We start from the raw sequence: 19,901 nt of genomic DNA on the forward strand, positions 1-19,901 counted from the left end.
GGCGCGGCTGTTGTCAACGACATCCAGGTAGATCCTCGGTGCGGCATGTACTGCTTGTACATGTCGCTCCAAGTGCGCCGTCCATCCCCAGCTGCCGACGGTTCGCTACGTTGTGTCGGCTACTTTCAAGACTGCGAGATCTTGCTTGTCTTGGGAGGGTTGGATGGGTGTGGATGCGTCGGTTGCAGAGCGGCTGATCTGCGGCTTGGCTGCGAGGTCCTTGCCCGCCTACCATCGCAGGACACGCCGCAAGTACGTCCGTGTAGGCTCTTCTGCGGCATCCCTGCCGCATAAGGTCCCGCGACGGTGGGCGGGCAAGGACCAGTCAAGATGGTCGGTGTGCATGGTTGAGAGCAGTGCGCGTTGCGCGGGTGTCTGATGAGCTGCGTGACAGCTGGCAGGCGGTAAAACCAACTGCCAGGCAACCCCAATAGCGCCCCCCTGGATCTACACCCTTCAGACTGCCGCGCCCACGCCGTTATCTGGACGTCCACTGCCCACGCAGCGTCTGCGACCTGTGCAGTATCGAACAGATCGCATTCCAGGCAAGATCACCGGCTCACGCCGTTGTGGAAGTCAGTGGCGCATTCCCGTCGTTCCATCGAGCGACGGTCGGTTGGTGAGTTCCAGGAGCGTTTCATGTCGTCGTCCACCGTTACGCAAGACCCTGTCTCCGCGGTTCCGGAGCAGACCCAGCACGCCTTTGCCGAACACGTCCACAGCAAGCCCGTGCCCAGCCAGCCGATCGGCAGCACCGAAGCGGCGCACCTGATGACGTTCCTGTGCCAGACCCACTCGGCCAAACAACCGCAGATCCTGCTGCCGCCGCAAGCGCGCGACGACGACGCGGCCTGAGCGAGACGACGCGCTCGCGTCAGCAACAGCAACATTGGCGACAGCGCTGCAGCTGTCGCCAATTACCCTTACTTGCCGGTGTTGAACGCCTTGAGCACGGTGAGCAGACTGGTCAGATTGTCGGCCACGCCCGCTTGCGCAACCTTCTCGACGTCCGCCGCCGAAGCGGTGGTATCGAGACTGTAGATCTGCATTACGCCCTGATTCGTGGCGGCCTGCGCTAGCGTGTTTTGTTGCTGCTGTGCGGCCACCGCGTTAGCGAAGAGAATCCCGCTCGACTGGGCCATGCTCTGGTAGATCGTGCCCATCGCCATGGCGGGCGCTTCGCCGATCACCTTGACGTTGGTCTGCGTGACGGCATCGGTGATCTGATCGTTGACTGCGGTTGGAAAAGCCATATGCGCGCTCCTGAGTGGACAAATACACGGCGCTGCGCGTTGTTGCAGGCCCATCGGCACTGAAAGCCGATCGCACCTGCCTACCACGCGCGGTACGCCGACCATGCAGCAGCCAACCGCACACCGTGTCATCTCGATAACGGCCTGCGCGCATGCGAATGAATCCCCGCGATACCACTACGCAATGCACATCGCAGGCGCAGGCGCAGCTAAGTTCTGCGCGATGGCGGTCAGGCCAAATGCGGCCAGCCAGCGCAACGGGAAGAGCGGGTGTGATGACATCGCAGGTCCTCGCAGTGGTCGGCGACCACGGCCGCCCGCGACAACCAAAGCACATGGTATTTAATAGATAATAAATAGGTATCTTTAAAATCCGCACAGGACTGGACCACGATGCCTCTGTCACGCCTGCTGACCTGCCTTGTTGCGAGCCTCGCGGGCTTCGCCGCCAACGCTGAATCACGGGCATCGCCGCCCTCACCGATCGTGCTCAGCGAGTTCATCGCCGATCCGGCACCGACGCCGCAGGCGCACGCCTCTACGCTGTTGGAAACCCGCGACGGCACCCTGCTGGCGGCCTGGTTCGGCGGCGCACACGAGGGTGCCGCCGATGTCGGTATCTGGCTCGCCCAACGCGGCCCGCAGCACTGGCAGACACCGCGCCGCATCGCCGACGGCGCGCACGCAGGCCTAGATGGCGCCGCACTGCCGGCCTGGAATCCGGTGCTGTTTCAGTCCCGCACCGGGCCGGTGCAGCTGTACTACAAGCTCGGCCCGAATCCGCGCGATTGGTGGGGCCTGCGCATCACCTCCAGCGACAACGGTGCGCACTGGTCGCCACAGCAGCGCCTGCCCGACGGCATTCTCGGCCCGATTAAGAACAAGCCGGTGCAATTACCGAGCGGCCGCATCCTCGCACCCAGCAGCAGCGAAGACCGTGGCTGGCGCGCGCATCTGGAATGGAGCGACGACGACGGCGCACATTGGCAACGCGGCATGCCGCTCAATGATCCGACAGTGATCGGCGCGATCCAGCCCAGCGTGTTGCTGCATGCAGACGGCCGCGTGCAGATATTGGGCCGAAGCCAGCAGAACAAGCTTTTCAGTACGTTCTCCAATGATGGCGGCCTGCACTGGCAACCGATGCAATTGCTGGACGTAGAAAATCCCAACTCCGGCACCGACGCCGTGATGCTGCGCGACGGCCGCGCCCTGCTGGTCTACAACCCGGGCATCGCCGGCAAGGACTGGTGGGACGGCCGAGGCACACTTGCGGTGGCGCTATCGACTGATGGCGTGCACTGGCAGCGCGTACTCACACTGGAAAATAGCGCAAAAGACGAGTTTTCCTATCCTGCCGTGATCCAGACCCGCGATGGTTTGGTGCACATCAGCTACACCTGGAAACGTCAACGCATCAAGCATGTAGTGATCGATCCGGCGCGACTTGACGGCAACGCGGATAGCACGACGCCATAGCCACTGCTGCATAGTCAGGTATAGGTCGAGGGCGCGGTGTCCTCACTGCTCGCAGGACACGCAGGAAGGACACAAGACAACCGAAATTTCGAATCGAAGCGTTGTTTAGATGCGGTCAAAAGCTCAGTTAATCGAGGGTGCGGTGCCCTCACCGCTCGCGGGACACGCCACAAGTACGTCCATGTAGGCTCGGTGGCGGCATCCATGCCGCCACACGGTCCCGCAATCGGCAAGGACACCGCACCAGGGAATTTACAGGTTGCTTTGCTGAAAACCCTGCGCACCGACCATCTCGACTGGTCCTTGCCCGCCCACCGTCGCGGGACCTTACGCGGCATGGATGCCGCGTAAGAGCCTACATGGATGTACTTGCGGCGTGTCCCGCGACGGTGGGCGGGCAAGGGCCCTGCAGCAAACCCACAGATCACCCGCTCTGCAACTGATCTACCCGCGCTAAGCAATCACTTCGACACACTGAGACTTGAGTAATAGCGTCGTTTAGATGCAATCAGAAGCTCAGGTAAAAAGCCTTGCCGGTCGAGTGCACGGTGCCTTCACCGCACCAGAAAATTAGTCGGTTGCTTTGTTGAAAACATGCACACCGACCATCCCGACTGGTCCTTGCCCGCTCACCGTCGCGGGACCTTACGCGGCATGGATGCCGCGTAAGAGCCTACACGGACGTACTTGCGGCGTGTCCCGCGAGGGTGGGCGGGCAAGGGCCCTGCAGCAAACCCACAGATCACCCGCTCTGCAACTGAGCAGCTTCCAAACTCATGCCCCCTGCAACAACCCCACTATCCGCCGCACACGTGCCACATCGGTGCGCTGGTAATCGCCGCCCAGATCGGTGATATACGCATGCCGCGCATGCACCTGTGCCGCAACCGGCCCACGTGAGGAGGCATGAAACTCGCGCGCACCGGTATTGGCACGCAGCGTAAGTACATTGTTTTCGGACACACCAGCGCCCGGCATCACGCTGATCCGATCGCCGGCCTGACGCACCAGTGCCGCAATGGTGTCCACACCTTCAAGCGCGCTCGCACGCGCACCCGACGTCAGCACTCGCTCGCAACCCAGCGTGATCGCATCTTCCAGCGCGCGCCCCGGATCGGCACTGACATCGATCGCACGATGGAAGGTCACACCCAGCGATCCCGCCGCCTCGATCAACACCAGCATTGTGCGCATGTCGACCTGCCCATGCGGATCCAGCGCGCCCAACACCACGCCATCGCAGCCCAGCCGCACACACAGCTCCACATCGCGCCGCATCACCTCGACCTCGTCCGCATCGAAGACGAAATCGCCCACGCGCGGACGGATCAACACATACAGCGGAATCTGTAAACACTCACGCACCACCGCCAGCGTGCCGAACGATGGCGTCAGCCCGCCGCCATCCAGACCACCGCAGAGCTCCACCCGCATCGCACCGCCTTCCTGCGCAGCCAATGCCGAACCCACCGAATCGGCAGCCACTTCCAGCCCCAATGCACTCATGCCGCAGGCTCAGTGGTGTAGTGGCTTTCACCGGGCACCAGCAGATCCTGTCGTTGCGCATCGCAGACCGCGTAGCTGAAACCCTTCTGGATCGCGAATGCACCCACCTCACCCTGCTTGTTCATTGCCAGAAACCCCACCTGCAGTGTGCGAGTGAGCTCGGGCTTGCGCCGTATCAGCCGCATGACGACCTCGCGGCACGCCTCTGCCGGCGACTTGCCCTGGCGCATCATTTCAACCACCGCAAAACTGCCGACATTGCGGATCACTTCTTCGCCAACGCCGGTGGAGGTTGCACCACCGACCTCGTTGTCCACATACAGGCCGGCGCCGATAATCGGGCTGTCGCCCACCCGGCCATGCATCTTCCACGCCATGCCGCTGGTGGTGCACGCGCCCGACAAGTTGCCGTGCGCATCCAGCGCCAGCATGCCGATGGTGTCGTGATTGTCCTTGCCGCCCGGCAATTTGGCATCGCGCCAGGCGCGGTTTTCGATATTGGCTTCCGGCGAATACTTCGAGGTCTTCAACCACTCCTTCCACGCCGCTTCCGAGCTCGGCGTGAGCAGCTTGGTCTTCGGAAAGCCCTGCTCCAGCGCGAACTGACGCGCACCGTCACCGACCAGCATCACATGCGGGGTTTTCTCCATCACCGCGCGCGCCACCGAGATCGCATGCACCACATCTTCCAGTGCGGCCACCGAGCCACAATTGCCCAGGTGATCCATGATGCAGGCGTCCAGCGTCACCCGCCCATCGCGATCCGGGTAACCGCCCAGCCCCACGGTGGGATTGCTCGGGTCCGCTTCGGGTACGCGCACGCCGGCTTCCACTGCATCCAGTGCGATGCCGCCGGTACTGAGAATTTTCCAGGCCTCCTGATTGGCGGCGATACCGAAATCCCAGGTGGAAATCACCCGCGCCGCGCCGCGCGGCAACACCGCAACGCGCCCGCCGGTGCCGGCACCGACCGCCGCCTGCGCACGTGCGCCCCACCCGGCCAGACCGGAAGCGATCGCACCAAGCGTGGCGCTCTTGAGGAAGTGACGACGTTGGATCATCCGGGAACTCCATGAATGAAGAAAACAGGCAGCCGCAGGACGCGGCAACAGCCTTCCATCATGCGGCAGCGCCGCGTGCGGATAAACCGTATTGCGGCCCCCAGCAATGCGGATCCGCGCATAACGCACCGTGAAGGCTGTAGAGCCCCTCTCCCATCGGGAGAGGGGTTGGGGTGAGAGTACGGGGCGACCGACAGCGCCCTGCCCAGCCGTACCCTCATCCGGCGCTACGCGCCACCTTCTCCCGATGGGAGAAGGGAGGAATCAAGGCCCTCTCACATCGGGGCGAGAAGGCACGGCATACGCGCCATTGGCGCGCATGTCTTGGAGCGCTCGCGCTGCTAGCGCGGGTTGGGGCGCGGAGCGGGGGTTGGGGTGAAGGTACGGAAGCAAGTAATGCCACTTCGCCCAGCCAACCCTTCATCTGACACTGCACACAGCAGCGCCCACCCGCTACAAAAAAATCTTCAACCCACTTAACCCCATTCGCCGCACTGGCCCGTTTACTCAACAGAGGCGCAGTGCACGGCGACCTCGGGCTGTCCAGTTGTTCACCCATCCCACCTTCGCCACGCAAAAAAGGATTCCCATGCCACGTCATAGCCTTCTTGCGCTCGCCCTGCTGCTGAGCGCCTGCTCGCACGAGCCGACCGAGCCGAACAGCGACAGGTCGCGCACCACCGCCTTGCCTGCCACCGCGCAGCCTTCGCAACCCACCGCATCGACGACGCCGCACGCCAAAGGCCAGCTCGCAGTGCCTGCCCCTGCACACGCAATGGAGCAGCTTTCCACGCCGAGCCCACCACCTCCGCCATCATCGCCATCAGTGATGCCATCGCCGATGCCGGCAGCGCTCGAGTCCTTCGTGGCACAACGCGCACCGGCCGCCAAACTGGTCGCGCGTCGCCCAATGCTCGACAACCTCATGCCGATGCCGCCGATCCTGCCGGCACCCGCCGACAACCGCGAAACCTACCAAACGCTAAGCGACAACCCGATCGTGCAGACCGCAGCGAATCCGGTGTCCACCTTCAGCATCGATGTGGACACCGGCAGCTACAGCAATGTGCGGCGCTTCCTGAGTGCAGGCACGCTGCCGCCGGTCGACGCAGTGCGCGTGGAAGAATTGATCAACTACTTCCGCTACGACGATCCCGCACCGGCCGACGGCAAACCCTTCGCGGTGCGCACCGAACTGGCGCCCACCCCCTGGAACAACGACAGCCTGCTGCTGCGCGTCGGCATCGCCGGTCGCGCTATCGCAACGACTGATTTGCCGCCGGCCAATCTGGTGTTTCTGGTCGATATCTCCGGCTCGATGGAATCGCCCGACAAACTGCCGCTGCTGCAGTCCTCGCTCAAACTGCTGGTACGCCAGTTGCGTGCGAAAGATCGCATCACCCTGGTGACCTACGCCGGCAACACCGCGGTCGTACTGCCGCCCACGCCCGGCGACCAGCAAGGCCGCATCATCGAAGCGATCGACGCCCTGCAGTCGGGCGGTTCCACTGCCGGTGCCAGCGGTATCGAACTGGCCTACAAGGCGGCGCGGCAAGGCTATCTGCGCGGCGGCATCAACCGCATCCTGCTCGCCACCGACGGCGACTTCAATGTCGGCGTCACCGACTTCGATCAGCTCAAGGGCATGGTCGCCGAGAAGCGGCGCTCCGGTGTGGCGTTGTCCACGCTCGGCTTCGGTACCGGCAACTACAACGACACGCTGATGGAACAGCTGGCCGATGCCGGCGACGGTGCCTATGCCTACATCGACTCGGCACTGGAAGCACGCAAGGTGCTCACGCACGAGCTGGGCGCAACGCTTGCCACCATCGCGCGCGACGTCAAGATCCAGGTCGAATTCAATCCGGAAACCGTCAAGGAATACCGCCTGATCGGCTACGAAAACCGTGCGTTGCGCGACGAGGATTTCAACAACGACCAGGTCGATGCAGGCGAGATCGGCGCAGGCCACACCGTCACCGCGTTGTATGAAATCACTCCGACCGACGGCCACGCATCGGTGGACCCGCTACGCTATGCCACCACCACCGCGCCTCGACAGCAGCGTGCGGTCGACAGCGAACTGGCGCACGTCAAATTGCGCTACAAACTGCCCGACGCACAGCGTAGCCAGCTGCTCGACACGGTGGTTCGCAGCAATCAACGCCGCGCCTTGAACGCCACCAGCGATGCCTTCCGCTTTTCCGCCGCAGTGGCCGGGTTCGGCCAGCGCCTGCGTGGCGGCAGTCAGTTGCGTGGCTGGGATTATCCGCAGGTAGGCGCCTTGGCTGCCGGCAGCTTGGGCAGCGACCGCTTCGGCTATCGCGCCGACTTTCTGCATATGGTGCAGCAGGCCGACAAGCTGAGCACCCGGCCACTCGCCAACACCGACTGATGCACGCGGCGCTTGCCTATACTGCGCGCATGCAACCTGCCGATCTTGCGCATCTTCCCGACGAGGAGCTCATGCTCCTCGTCGCCAATGGGTTTGTCGAACAACCGGCCACCGAGTTGTTCATGCGCCACAACCGCGCCCTGTTCAATTTTTTGGCCTGGTTGTGCGAAGGCAACCTAAGCGAAGCCGAAGACCTCGCGCAGAAGACCTGGGTCAAGCTGATGACACGCTGCAGCGACTATCGCCCCGGGCAAGCGACGTTCACCAGCTTCCTGTTTCAGATCGCGCGCAACGGCTGGATCGACATCCGCCGCAGCGCCTATCACACCACCTCGGTTGCGCTGGACGATGCACATCTGCAGCTGCCCGACGACGATCTGAGCACCGAGCAGTTGGCCATGCTCGGCCAGCAGCAGCAGCGCGTGCGCGCCGCAGTGATGGCATTGCCCGACGCACAGCGCGAAGTGGTGGTGCTGCGCTTCTTTGCCGAACTCAGCCTGGAAGAAATCGCCCAGGTGATCGGCGAAGGCTTCGAGACCGTCAAAAGCCGGCTGCGCTATGCATTCGCAAAACTGCGCGGTAGCCTGGATGCGACGCAATGAGTAGCGCATTCGACCGCTTTCTCGCGGGCAGCGATGGCCTTGCCGCATTGCTGCGTGCCCTGCCGTCGCATGCACCGCCTGCGTCCATGGATGCATGGTTTGCGCAGGCCGCGCGCACTGCAGATGCCGAACGCAATGCAGCGACTCCCGCACAGGACGGATTGCAATTCGAAGCACCCTCCACGATGGCAGCCGTGTTTGCCGCCGCCGCAGCGCAAGCCGAACAAGCGCAGGCAGCACAGCGCGCTGCCGTACAGGCGCGTCTTGCGCAGGGCGAACGTGCCGATCAGGCATTGGGGACGGCGTTGAGCGCATCTGCGCGTGCGTGGATCGAGCAGCAAGCGCGCATCGACAAGGCAGCTATGCGGCCGAGTGTGGATGTGCCCTCCGCTGCAGATGTGTCGATAGCTGCAGAGGTATTGCTAGCTAAAGACACTTCGATGGCTGCGGATTTATCTCTAGCTAAAGATGCATCGATAGCTGCGGATATGTCGGCTTCTTCGAATGAAGCGGTAGATACATCTGGAGCTGCATCGCGCTCCCCATCTACGTCTGCATCTGCTGCTCAGGCTCAGGCTCAGGCATCAACACTGCCAGCACTCGAATCAAGCACAACCTCTAATCAAACCAGCCACGCAGCCGCCTCCCGGCGCAGCAGCCGTCGCCCGCGCTGGGTGCCGACGCTCGCCTTCGCTGCATCGATCACGCTGGCCGTTGGCATTGGCCTGCAGTGGCAGGCCAGTCAACCCACGCTGGAGCTGCCGACGGCTACGACGCCTGATACGGCATTGGCAGAACCGCAAAAGACTCAACAGGCAACGCGCGACGCCCCCCAGGTGGATCGCACAGCAGACAGCACATCCGACCTGCCTGCACTGCCGGCACCGGCGTATGCCGAGGCACCCAATGCGGCCGCGCCTTCGATAGCGGCGTTGCCATCGCGGTCGCCATTGCCACCATTGCCCCCAGCGCAGCCATCGCCATCGCCATCGCCAGCTCCGGCCCTCGCTCCGGAACCAGTTAGTGCGTCACCGCTCACTCCTGCTGCGGCACCTGCACCTGCTGCTGTGCCTGCGCCTGCTGCGGCGCCTCCACGTGCAGCCATGATCGCCGCCGAACCTGCGCCAAGCGTCGATGCGCAATCCATCGACGCGCAGGCACCAGCAGCGTCCCCGCCGCCGCCTGCTCCCATCGCCGCAAGCCCGGCCGATGCGTTCGTCAGTGGCTCGCTTGCCGCAACCGCAGATCGCAGCACACCCGCACCCGCACCGATTGCACCAGACGCGGCATCGGCACCTGCATCGCCGCCATCGCAAACCTCACTGGTCGAGCGAACACAGACAAATGCGTCTGTAGCAGAAACACCGCTGATCTCCCGCGCTGCGCATGTCGCAGGCCAGGCTGCTCCGCTGCGCGTGCGCAATGCACCCACACTGCACCTCGATGCCTATCGCGATGCATCTCCATCATCCAAACCAGCCGCAAGCGCAGCCGCGCCGGACGCAACGGTCTACCAGGCAAAAGGCAGCATGGCCCGCAAGCCAGGTCTGCTAAAACTTTCCACTTCGCCACGCGACTGGCTTGCGCGTTACGCACTGTCTGCCGATCGAGTGCCTGCCCAGATCCGCCTCCGGGCCGCCACAGCGGATGCGCCCGAGGTGCAGAGCTGGGCCACTCAACTGCGCGATCAACTCAAGCAACGCGGCTGGTCGACGCAGGTGGATATCGTGCAAGACACGCATCTGGCCGCTGACCAGCTTCGCCTCGAACCATTCGACACTGCGCAATAAGGGCGCCCCCTTTCAGCACAACGCTGCAATCAACGCAGCCATCAACGCAAGGTAGCGTCACTGGGCAACGCGCGCAGTTGTGTAAGCCCTGACCTTTTGGTGGATCAGTCGTCTCTCAAACGTCAGACACTGCACAGCGCATCGCGAATAAACACTCAGCAAATCGACCGCGCACATCGGCAACTCAACGCGTACACCACAGGCACTAAGCGCCAACAGCCTGGTCGTCGTCGCGCAACTTGCTGGTCAACACATGGTCGCGCCAGACGCCGTTCAATTGCAGATAACGCCGGGCATAACCTTCGATCTGGAAACCCAACCGCTGCAGCACACGCGCACTGCGCAGATTGTCGGGGACGTATTGCGCCATCACCCGATGCAGCCCGAGCGGGCCGAATGCGAAGGCGATGCCCTGCGTGGCCGCCCACTGGATCAACCCGCGTCCCTGCTGCTGCGCATCCAGGCCGTAGCCCAGATGGCAGCCCTGGAAAGCGCCACGCTGGATCTGGGTGAAGCCGACCGTGCCGATCACCTGTGCCTCGCTCAACAACACCAGTTGCAATTCGCGTTCGCCGGGCACCGCGGTGCGATAAGCGATATTCAGCCGCCGCCAGCCGTCGGTGGTGTAGAACGCAGGCGGCCGCAGTGGCATGGCACCGGCGAGATGTTCACGGTTACGGGTGTGGTAATCAGCCATCGCCGCTGGATCGACCACCGCCAGATCGCATAGCACCACACCGTCTGCATGATGCACTGGCGCGAAGACGGGAAGGCTCATGACAGTGAGCGTAGTACAGATGCCGCCGCGTCGTCGTCTAGCCAGCCGCGCTTAGGCAGCAACCGCCGCAAGCGCCTGCGCAACCTGCGCTTCGATCGCATCCAGGTTCGGCAGCAGTGCGCTCTGCTCGCCCAGCAGCACACGCATGTGCACGCCGTCGGGCAGTGCGTCTTCGGAGGCGTCGGCAAGCAGGCCGTCGCGCGGCACCGAGATCAACTGCGGGAACGAGGCGGTGAGCAGCGCGAAATACGGCAGCGCCGGATCGCCACCGAGCGCCTTCAGCACGATCACCTTGTTGTTGACTGCGGCGGGCTCTTCGCCCATGCCGCTGAGGCGCGCGAACGACAGCAACGGCACTTTCCAGCCGTACCAGTCGATGCGCCCGACCACCCAGCGCGGCATGTCGGCCATCGGCTCGACCGCTACCCGCGACATCACCTCTGCCACGGTGGCATTTGGCAGCAGCACGCGCTCCTGTCCGGCCTGGATCAGGACGCCGCGGATTTCGTCATTGTTGGCGTAGCTCATCGCACTTGTTCCGATCTGAGAGGAAGCGCCCGGCTTACGCCGGCCAGCGCTGTGCCAACGCCTGCGCCAATTGCGCAGGGTCGCCGGTCAAAATGCCTTGGCGTGCCAGACGCGCTGCCGCAGCCGGGTCGTAGCAACCGTCGGCGGACTGACCCGCCAACCAACCGCCCTGTTCCGCCAGTGCCAGCGACGCATCCACCAGCGCCTCGTTGGCACCGCTGAGCATCAGCACCGCACTGTCGGCCGGCGGCAACGCGGCCACCAGCGCGGCAGGATCGGTGTGCGCGATAAAGGCCAGGGCGCCCGCATGCTGCTGCACACCGACTTCTTCGGGCAGTACATACACCTTGCCGGCCACGATCACCTGGCCGACTTCAGCCAGTTCGACCGGCAGCGCAGACACGCGCCCCATCTGCCGCACCAGGTTGCCGTACTGCCCACCGTCCAGCGTCATGCGCACCAGCACGGCGCGCGGAAACTGCGGCGGCAACGCGCCCAGCAGCCGACGGATCGCATCCGGGCCACCGATACCGGCCATCACCAGCACCGCGCCGGCGGCCTCGCCCGTGTGGTCCAGCTCCACCAGCGACAAACCGCCGGTCGACAGCGCCGCCACGTCCAGCTCGGCACGCGGGCGCACCACCACGGCGACCTCATCGACCAGGCCCCAGGTGCTGGAATCGCCCAGCGAAAGGCTCGGTTTGTCGTCAACAACCGCAGCGGCATCAGTGCTGCCGGAACGCGTGAAAAATCCATCGCCAGGAATGCGTTCGAAGATCTGCGCCGCCGCTTCCAGATGTTGATCGAGCTGCAGATCCGAATGCTGCCGCGGCGCCAGTTCCAGGCCCGGCTCGGGCTGCAACGACGGCTCGCTCTCGGTGCCCGGCGGCAACACGTCGGCATGGCCGTGCAGCTTGGCGGCCAGATGGCGTACCCAGCGCTGCGCTTCCCAGCCCTCGCGGCGCACGGTCAACTCAGCCTCGTCGAAGATCACCGTGATGCCCGGCATGTTGAAGGCCGGCTCCAGCGCCTCGAGTGCGTCTTCGATCGACGGCTCCAGCGCGACCAGCACCGCCACCGGCTCGGCATCGCGCAGCATCTGCACATCCACCGCAGAGGGATCGTCTTCCAGCACCACCTGCGCGCCGGCCAGACCGAGCGCTTCACGCAGGCGCTCGCGCGCCGGACCGGGCCGGCCCAGCAGGGCGACCGGCGTTCCCATTGCGCCATTATTCTCGGACACGGGCGATCCCCAGCAGGTCATACACGTTTCGCATCAGATCCAACTCTTGGTAGGGCTTGCCCAGATAACGTTGCACACCGATCTCGAAGGCACGCTGGCGATGCTTCTCGCCACTGCGCGAGGTGATCATCACGATCGGCACCGCCTTGAAGCGCGGGTCGGCGCGCATGGCGGTCGCCAACTCGTAGCCGTCCATGCGCGGCATTTCGATATCCAGCAGCATCAGGTCGGGCACGCGCTCTTCGAGCAGTTCCAGCGCCTCGACGCCGTCGCGGGCGGTGGTGACATCCAGGTTGTGGCGCTCCAGCACGCGGCTGGTGACCTTGCGCATGGTCAGCGAATCGTCCACCACCATCACCAACGGCACCTGGCGCTGCGCTTCGGCCGGCGTTTCCAGCGCCGGACGCGCCGGCTGGCTGAGGTAACGACGTACCAGCGGGGCCACGTCCAGGATCACCACCACGCGGCCATCGCCGGTGATGGTGGCGCCGTAGATACCCGGCACCGAGGCGATCTGCAGACCCACCGGCTTGACCACGATTTCGCGGTTGCCCAGCACCTGATCGATCGCCACTGCCGCGCGCAGGTCGCCCGCACGCACTAGCAACAACGGCACCTGCGCCTGGCCATCGGCACGCGCAACCGGCTGGCCGACCAGCGAGCCGAGATCGTGCAGCACGTACTCCTCGCCAGCGTAGTGGTAACCGCCCTCGCCCGATTCGTAACGGCTGCGCGAGATGCGGCCGATACCGCTGACCGAACCCACCGGCACCGCGAAGGTGGTTTCGCCGATCCGCACGAATACCGCCTGGGTGACCGCCAACGTCTGCGGCAGGCGCAGGGTGAAGGTGACGCCCTGGCCGCGCACCGAGTGGATATCCACCGAGCCGCCGAGCTGACGTACTTCGTTGCGCACCACGTCCATGCCCACGCCACGGCCGGCCAGCTGGCTGACCTGCTCGGAGGTACTGAACCCGGAGGCGAAGATCAGCCCATCCAGTTCGACCTCGCTGAGCTCCTGGCCGGGTTCGATCAGGCCGCGCTGCTCGCCGCGGCGACGGATCGCCTCGCGGTCCAGCCCGGCGCCGTCGTCGGCCACTTCCAGCACGATTTCCGAGCCTTCGCGGCGCAGACGGATCGCGATGCTGCCCTCTTCCGGCTTGCCCGCCTCGCGCCGTTGTTCCGGCGTTTCCAGGCCATGCGCCACCGAGTTGCGCAGCATGTGTTCCAACGGCGCGACCATGCGATCGAGCACGTTGCGATCCAGCTCGCCCTGGGTGCCTTCGAGCACCAGGTGCACCTGCTTGCCGGTATCGGTGGCCGCCTGGCGCACCACCCGGCGCAGACGCGGCACCAGCCCGTCGAACGGCACCATGCGCGCACGCATCAGGCCGTCCTGCAGCTCGGAGCTGACGCGCGACTGCTGTTGCAGCAGGCCGTCGTATTGCCGCGAGAGATCTTCCAGCACGCCCTGCAAACCGCCCAAGTCGGCCGCCGATTCGTTCAGCGCGCGGCTGAGCTGCTGCAAGGTGGAGAAGCGGTCCAGTTCCAGCGGATCGAAGGTGCGATCGCCCTGGTCCTGCTCGCGCTGATAACGCGCCACGATCTGCGCTTCGGTTTCCAGGTCCAGACGCCGCAGCTGGTCGCGCAAACGTGCGTTGGTGCGATCCAGTTCGCCCATGGCGCCACGGAAGGCGCCCATCTGCTGTTCCAGCCGCGAGCGGTAGATCGCCACTTCGCCGGCGTGATTGACCAAGCGGTCCAGCAGGTCGGCACGCACGCGCACCTGTTCCTGCTGCGCGCGCGGCATCAGTTCTTCCTCGACCTGGCCCTCCACCGGGATCGGCGCCGACAGCGGTGCCGGTTCCACCGACGCCTTGGCGATCGCACGCACATCGGCGTCGCTGGGCGGGGCGGCATTGCGGCCACGGGTACGGGTTTCGAAGGCTTCCACCAGGTCGGTCGGCATCGCCACGGCGCGGTGCATGCCGGTGCGAGTCAACAACTGGTGCAGACGATCGAAGCCGCGCTCGAACAGGCGCACGTCGTCGCGATCGATATCGGTGCGGTTGGCCGCCACCGCTTCGAGCAGCGATTCGATCGCATGGCCGAGATCGCCGATGGCGTTGATGCCGGCCATGCGCGCGCCGCCCTTGAGCGTGTGCAGATCGCGCTGCAGTCCGTTGAGGACATCGCGGTCTTCCGGCACTTCGCGCATGCGGGCGATCAGACCATCGCAATGGTCCAGCAGGTCGCGGCCTTCCTCGACGAAGATGTCGACCAATTCGCCATCGAGCTGATCGAAGTTGAGCTGACCGATATCGAAGGCAGCACCGGCATCGTTGGCAGTGGTGTCGGCCGGTGCGGCTTCTTCCACCGGCGCGCTGAAGGTTGCGGTTGTGGGGTCTTCCTGCTCGCTGGCTTCTGGTTCGCTGGCCAACTCTTCGCTGGCCGGTTCGATGTGCTCGATGTGTTCGATGTGTTCGGCTTGTTGAGTGTGATCCAAGTACTCAGTGGGTTCGACATGATCCGTTGCCACGGTCGTGTCGTGCGTTGCGTGTTCGTCGCTGTGTCGAGCGTCGGCATCGGTGTTGCCGTCCTTTTCGGCATCCGCATCGACATCTGCAGTCGCGTCGGCATGCAGCTCCGGTGCGATCTCGGACTGCGGATCGCCGGTCTCTTCGACCTGATCGGCCACCTGCGCCATCTCGAAGGCCTGCACCGACTCGATGGTGTGCTCGGGTAAGGCTTCTGCGGTTTGCTCGACTTCTCCAGCATGTTCTTCGGCGGCATGCTCGTGCGCCTGTGCGTCCGACAGCACTTGTTCGTTCGAGTGGGCGTGTTCTTCCGAACGCGCCTGATCGTCAGTCTGCGCGCCGGAGTGAACATGCGTTTCAGCTTCCGCATGCTCATACGAAGGCGCGGGCTCTTCCGAGTGCACCTGTTCGCCAGACTGGGCGTGTTGTTCCGAATAGGTCTGCTCGCCCAGCTGCGCGTCGTCTTCCGTGGCCACGGCAGCGTGGTCGTGCACTGCGGAAACCTGTTCGTCCTGATCGGTCGATACGCTGTTCAGCGCTGCGGTTTCCGGCGTCCAGTCTTCGGCTGTCGATGCAGGCGTCTCATCGGCCACCGGGGCCTCATCGTGTACCGCCTGCAACGCTTCGATGGTCTCGACAGGCGCTTCGTCAGCAGACGGCGTGCCGTCGACCAAGTGCGCGCCGGCATCCTGCGCCGGTGCGTCGCCATCGATCTGGGCGTGCTGATCGTGCACGGCCGCGTGCTCAGTCAGCGCCTGCTGCTCACCGTCTGCATGTGCTGCCTCTGCGCGCTCGGCATCTGCCAGCTCAGCGTCCGGCGCAACAAGCGTCTGCACATCACCCAACGCGGCTTCTGCGTCGGCCAACTCGTCCACCGCAACGTGCTCGGTCGCTTCCGGCACATCGCGTGTTTCGTCGTCATGCGACGTCGTGTCGGCAATCGGGGCGTGCTGCAGTTCGGTCGCATCCCAGGCGTCGGCTTCGACCACCGGCTCATCGGCCGAGGTGTCGTGCGCGTCGGCAATGTGCGATGCGGCTTCCTCGGCGCGCTCGTGCTGCGCAACATCGCCCTGCAACGCGTCAACCACCTGCGCCGACTCGGCCGCAGATGCGAACGCATCATCGCTCGATGCATGCGCGGTCTCGGCCACATCGCCACTCTGCTCTGCCGATGCAACACCCTGCTCTGCCGACACAACATCGGCGGTCTCGTGTGCGTCGCTTGGCGCAGGCGCTTCCAACGCGAGCGCCGAGGTGTCTTCGGCTTCCGCTTCGGCCAGCTCGTCGACCGCGATCGGTGCATCGGCATGGACAGCGGCCTGCGCATCGGCATCCTGCGTCGCCTCATCGGCAACAGGGGGCGGCGTGGCGGTATCGACCGGATACGACGACAATGCGCTCGCATCCAGATACTGCGACAGATCCTGCATGCCGGTCAGCTCGACCGCCACGTCGTTGCCGACAGCCTCGTCGCTCGTCGCGTCGAGATCGTCCAACTCCTCCAGGAACACCTGCGGTGGCCACTGCGCTTCCGGCAGCGTATCCGCCAGCGCGCGCAGGCGCTCGGTCAATGGCGCAAACGATGGAATCAGCGGCGCATCGGCGCGTAACGCAGTGACGGTGGTGGCAATCGCGGCGGCGGTCGCCTTGATGGCATCGATGCCGTCGGCCGATGGCGTCACCGAGGCGGCGAGCAGACGCTTGACGTAACTTTCGGCCGGCGTGGTCACCAAGGTGATTTCCGGCACGTCGGTCATCGCGAACGCACCACTCATCGTGTGCACAGCGCGCAGCACTTCTTCGCTGACAAGCTGCGGCTCGACCTGCGTGGCCTGCAGCCAGGCGTTGACGGTTTCCAGGTGGGTGGCGACTTCTGCTTCCAGAATCTCGCGCAGTACGCTGTCTACCGACGCAGGTGTGCCGCCGGTTGCGGGCAGCACGCCGGCAATGGCCGGAATGTCTGGAATGACTGCGACATCTGCAACACCAGCCGTCGCTGGCGTCGCCGGCGCAGGCACGTAATAGAGTTCTTCGCCGGCGGCAACGCGCTCGGCAACGGCTTGGATTTCAGGCAGATCTGCACTGATGCGGCCCTGGTCGCGCAGCGCCGCATTGAATTGCGGCAACACGTCATACGCAAGTTGCACCATCGCCACGACCGCCGGGCTGGCCGGCCGCGAGTTGTCGAGCACGCGGTTGAGCATGCTCTCGATCTTCCAGCTGAACTCGCCCAGCACATGCGCGCCGACCAGCCGACCACTGCCCTTCAAGGTGTGGAAGACGCGGCGGATCGGACGCATGGTTTCGGGGCTGTTCGGGGCGGCACGCCACACCGGCAACAGTTGGCCCAGATTGACCAGTTCTTCGTCGAACTCTTCCAGGAACACGTCGCGGATATCGTCGTCGATATCGCTGTCGCCGAAGCCGCCAAAGATGCCGGCGTCCGCAGTGCCCTGCACGGGTTCGCTCGGCGTCTGCACCGGCGCTGTTTGCGCAGTGTCTGGCTCTGCGTGGGTGTCGGCGGCAGTGTAGGAAGTGGTCTTGGTCGTCAACGGCGCCTGCGGACGATTCACGTCGAACTGCGCAGCGGCAGCGTCGAGCTGGGCCAGGAACGCGGCCGATGCGTCGTCCAGTTCGAACTCGCTGACCACCGCCTGCTGCACGCGCGGCGGGCTCGACTCTGCGGTGTCTTCCACCGGCGGAGCCTGCGGCTCTGGCTCGGCGTCGACGAACGGGTTGTCCGGTTCCTGCGGCGGCAGTGGCGGCAACGGCGGCGGCGAGAACGCATCGTCGATGCTGGTCTGCGCGCGGCGGGTGTTGGCCTCGGCCTCGGCGATGAAGTCCAAGGGTACTTCGGTCTGATCCGCATCGCCCGGCAGATCGATCTGCTCGATCTGCAGCGGCGCCTGCTCGGCGACCACCGGCGTTGCGATGTCGTCCTGCTCCAGCGCGCTCAGATCCACGGTGTAACTGACCTGCGCAAGCTCGGCCGGCACCGTGCCGTCCTGCTCGGCCGACACCGGGTCGAACGCGGAGGTCGCGATCGGCGCGGCCTGCTCGGTGGTTTCCAGCTGCCAATCGCCAGGCGCCTGTGCGCCATCGTCGGACAGGTCCAGCGGCGCGACCGTAAACGGCACGTGCGCCTGACCGGACACGGTTTCTTCGGCAGCGACTGGGTCGAACGAGAACACCGTATCGGTGGCGGCAGCGCCGGTGTCGTGCACCACGCTGGCCGCGAACGGCGCCTCGGTCACGGTTTCGTTGGCCCATTCCAGCGAAGGCGTAGGCGCAATATCGTTGGCGGCCACAACGCCCGGCGCAGCGGCAAGCGGTGCGAACGCGGCGGCAACCGGCTGCGGCTCGACCACGTCGCCCGGCTGGTCGGCACCCACCGGCAATTCGGACGGCTGGCCTGACGGCAGGGGCCAATAGCGCAGCGTTTCCAGGCTGTTGCGGGTGATGTCCAGAATCTCTTCGCGGCCGGGACGGCGCTCGCGCAGGGCTTCCAGGTAGTACTCCAGGCTGGCCATCGCATCGGCCAGCGTGTCCAGCTGACGCCCGCTGGGCACGCGCTGCTTGCCGATCAATTCCAGATCGACGTAACGACGCACACCTTCCAGATAATCGGCCGCCTGCGGCAATTCGAGGATGCGCAAGGCACCGCCGACTTCGCCCAGCAGATGCGGCACATTGCTCAGACGCGCGTGATCCCAATTGGTTTCGATGAAGGCGACGAAATGCTCGCGCGCCGCACCGAAATTGGCGATCGCTTCCTGTGCCAGCACGTCCACCGTGCGCCGCACTTCTGCGGAGGTGGCGCCGCTGCTGCCGTCTTCGTTTTCGCTGAAGTCGGCGCCCAGACTGGCGACCTGGTCGTCCAGCGAGGCATCCACATAGAGCAGCGCGCCGGCGATATCCAGCAGCACGCCTTCGTCCATCTGCACATGGCCATCGACCACGCGTGCCAGCGCATCGCGCTGCTGCACGACCACGTTGCGCGCCACGCCCAGGCCCATCATGCCCAGGGTGTCGGCAACGCTGCCGAGATCCTTGACCTGGGTCTGCAGCTCGGCAATGTCGCCGCCGGTCCGCAGGTGCAGATCCAACGCGTCCTTGACGCGCAGCAATTCTTCCTTAACTGCGTTGCCGACGGTGTCGAGTAACTCGCGATTGCGCCCGCTCAGGCTGCCGCGTGCGTGATCCAGTTCGGCTTCGGTGGCGACACCGGCCTGCGGATCGAACGCGAACAGCACACTCTCGTTGAGGCCCGGTTGACCACGCGTGGCACGGATTTCATTGAGCAACGGCAGCAGCACGATCGGAATATCGCGATGGCCGTTTTGCAGGCGCTCCAGATAATCGGGCAGCAACACGGTGCCGCGCATCAGCATGGCGCAGGCTTCGTCGCGGTCAGCCACCTCGCCCACCTGCACGGCCTGGGCCAGCAGCTCGAGCTCCTCGGCCACCATGGCCGGGGCGTACAACTCCACCATGCGCAGCGTGCCCTGCACCTGGTGCAGATAGCCGGCGCAGAAGCGCATCCGACTGGTGTCGGACGGTTCTTCGGCAAAATACTCGATCTCGTTGCGCGCCTGGCGCAACGTCTCGTCCAACTCCGGCTTGACCCAGCCCAGCGCGGCGTGACTCATCGCATCGCGAAGCGCACTCATTGCAGCCCCCTGCCTACGACCGACGCACCGCTCACGCGGCTACCGGTCTGTTCCTGCAT

General features: G+C 64.8%; 12 protein-coding genes and 1 other RNA gene. 6 read left to right on the forward strand and 7 right to left on the reverse strand.

Annotated elements, in window-relative coordinates:
- Positions 1 to 45: 45 nt before the first annotated feature.
- Positions 46 to 121, forward strand: a non-coding RNA gene (locus tag NMB96_RS22470) — sX9 sRNA.
- Between the two features lie 518 nt (positions 122 to 639).
- The gene (locus NMB96_RS22475) at positions 640 to 855 is read left to right on the forward strand and encodes a hypothetical protein (protein WP_255085766.1); all 216 of its coding nucleotides are present in this window, start codon (positions 640 to 642) and stop codon (positions 853 to 855) included.
- 68 nt (positions 856 to 923) lie between these two features.
- Here the strand turns inward: NMB96_RS22475 and NMB96_RS22480 are convergent, their stop codons facing one another.
- Positions 924 to 1,253, reverse strand: coding sequence for a RebB family R body protein (locus tag NMB96_RS22480; protein ID WP_255085767.1), 330 nt, complete (start codon positions 1,251 to 1,253; stop codon positions 924 to 926).
- A 393-nt stretch (positions 1,254 to 1,646) separates the two neighbouring features.
- Here NMB96_RS22480 and NMB96_RS22485 point away from each other — a divergent pair, with 393 nt between their 5' ends.
- Positions 1,647 to 2,732 (forward strand): sialidase family protein, encoded by a 1,086-nt coding sequence (locus NMB96_RS22485; RefSeq protein WP_255085769.1) that lies wholly within the window; start codon positions 1,647 to 1,649, stop codon positions 2,730 to 2,732.
- A 774-nt stretch (positions 2,733 to 3,506) separates the two neighbouring features.
- Here NMB96_RS22485 and NMB96_RS22490 read toward each other — a convergent pair.
- Positions 3,507 to 4,238 carry a copper homeostasis protein CutC gene (locus NMB96_RS22490; RefSeq protein ID WP_255085771.1) on the reverse strand — a complete coding sequence of 244 codons (732 nt, stop codon included), beginning with the start codon at positions 4,236 to 4,238 and terminating at the stop codon, positions 3,507 to 3,509.
- Positions 4,235 to 5,299, reverse strand: coding sequence for a glycosylasparaginase (locus NMB96_RS22495; protein ID WP_255085772.1), 1,065 nt, complete (start codon positions 5,297 to 5,299; stop codon positions 4,235 to 4,237). The genes NMB96_RS22490 and NMB96_RS22495 overlap by 4 nt, the downstream gene beginning before the upstream one ends.
- Before the next feature lie 910 nt (positions 5,300 to 6,209).
- Between NMB96_RS22495 and NMB96_RS22500 the strand changes: the two genes are divergently transcribed.
- The 3 genes from NMB96_RS22500 (at position 6,210) to NMB96_RS22510 (ending at position 10,086) form a co-directional block, all read left to right on the forward strand.
- Positions 6,210 to 7,694 carry a vWA domain-containing protein gene (locus NMB96_RS22500; RefSeq protein WP_374728744.1) on the forward strand — a complete coding sequence of 495 codons (1,485 nt, stop codon included), beginning with the start codon at positions 6,210 to 6,212 and terminating at the stop codon, positions 7,692 to 7,694.
- Positions 7,695 to 7,723: 29 nt separating this feature from the next.
- Positions 7,724 to 8,296 (forward strand): sigma-70 family RNA polymerase sigma factor, encoded by a 573-nt coding sequence (locus tag NMB96_RS22505; RefSeq protein WP_023904770.1) that lies wholly within the window; start codon positions 7,724 to 7,726, stop codon positions 8,294 to 8,296.
- 1,415 nt (positions 8,297 to 9,711) lie between these two features.
- Positions 9,712 to 10,086, forward strand: coding sequence for a hypothetical protein (locus NMB96_RS22510; protein WP_225970116.1), 375 nt, complete (start codon positions 9,712 to 9,714; stop codon positions 10,084 to 10,086).
- 205 nt (positions 10,087 to 10,291) lie between these two features.
- Here NMB96_RS22510 and NMB96_RS22515 read toward each other — a convergent pair whose 3' ends face one another.
- The 4 genes from NMB96_RS22515 to NMB96_RS22530 are packed head-to-tail and all read right to left on the reverse strand — an operon-like array spanning position 10,292 to position 19,842.
- Positions 10,292 to 10,864: a GNAT family N-acetyltransferase gene (locus tag NMB96_RS22515; RefSeq protein WP_023904772.1), complete on the reverse strand. Its 573-nt coding sequence runs from the start codon at positions 10,862 to 10,864 to the stop codon at positions 10,292 to 10,294.
- Positions 10,865 to 10,915: 51 nt separating this feature from the next.
- Entirely contained in the window at positions 10,916 to 11,392 is a 477-nt protein-coding gene (locus tag NMB96_RS22520) for a chemotaxis protein CheW (protein WP_006450740.1), read from the reverse strand.
- Between the two features lie 34 nt (positions 11,393 to 11,426).
- Positions 11,427 to 12,614: a chemotaxis protein CheB gene (locus NMB96_RS22525; RefSeq protein WP_043889361.1), complete on the reverse strand. Its 1,188-nt coding sequence runs from the start codon at positions 12,612 to 12,614 to the stop codon at positions 11,427 to 11,429.
- A 7-nt stretch (positions 12,615 to 12,621) separates the two neighbouring features.
- A complete protein-coding gene (locus tag NMB96_RS22530; RefSeq protein ID WP_255085773.1) occupies positions 12,622 to 19,842 on the reverse strand; it encodes an Hpt domain-containing protein in 7,221 nt (2,406 codons plus the stop codon).
- Positions 19,843 to 19,901: the final 59 nt, after the last annotated feature.

The organism is Xanthomonas hortorum (assembly GCF_024339125.1).
In the GTDB taxonomy this organism is placed as follows: Bacteria; Pseudomonadota; Gammaproteobacteria; order Xanthomonadales; family Xanthomonadaceae; genus Xanthomonas; species Xanthomonas hortorum.

Coding starts and splice junctions, on each gene's coding strand:
- NMB96_RS22480 (WP_255085767.1), bottom strand. CDS start 1,253: ATGGCTTTTCCAACCGCAGTCAACGATCAGATCACCGATGCCGTCACG.
- NMB96_RS22530 (WP_255085773.1), bottom strand. CDS start 19,842: ATGAGTGCGCTTCGCGATGCGATGAGTCACGCCGCGCTGGGCTGGGTC.
- NMB96_RS22495 (WP_255085772.1), bottom strand. CDS start 5,299: ATGATCCAACGTCGTCACTTCCTCAAGAGCGCCACGCTTGGTGCGATC.
- NMB96_RS22505 (WP_023904770.1), top strand. CDS start 7,724: ATGCAACCTGCCGATCTTGCGCATCTTCCCGACGAGGAGCTCATGCTC.
- NMB96_RS22490 (WP_255085771.1), bottom strand. CDS start 4,238: ATGAGTGCATTGGGGCTGGAAGTGGCTGCCGATTCGGTGGGTTCGGCA.
- NMB96_RS22500 (WP_374728744.1), top strand. CDS start 6,210: ATGCTCGACAACCTCATGCCGATGCCGCCGATCCTGCCGGCACCCGCC.
- NMB96_RS22515 (WP_023904772.1), bottom strand. CDS start 10,864: ATGAGCCTTCCCGTCTTCGCGCCAGTGCATCATGCAGACGGTGTGGTG.
- NMB96_RS22485 (WP_255085769.1), top strand. CDS start 1,647: ATGCCTCTGTCACGCCTGCTGACCTGCCTTGTTGCGAGCCTCGCGGGC.
- NMB96_RS22475 (WP_255085766.1), top strand. CDS start 640: ATGTCGTCGTCCACCGTTACGCAAGACCCTGTCTCCGCGGTTCCGGAG.
- NMB96_RS22525 (WP_043889361.1), bottom strand. CDS start 12,614: ATGGGAACGCCGGTCGCCCTGCTGGGCCGGCCCGGTCCGGCGCGCGAG.
- NMB96_RS22520 (WP_006450740.1), bottom strand. CDS start 11,392: ATGAGCTACGCCAACAATGACGAAATCCGCGGCGTCCTGATCCAGGCC.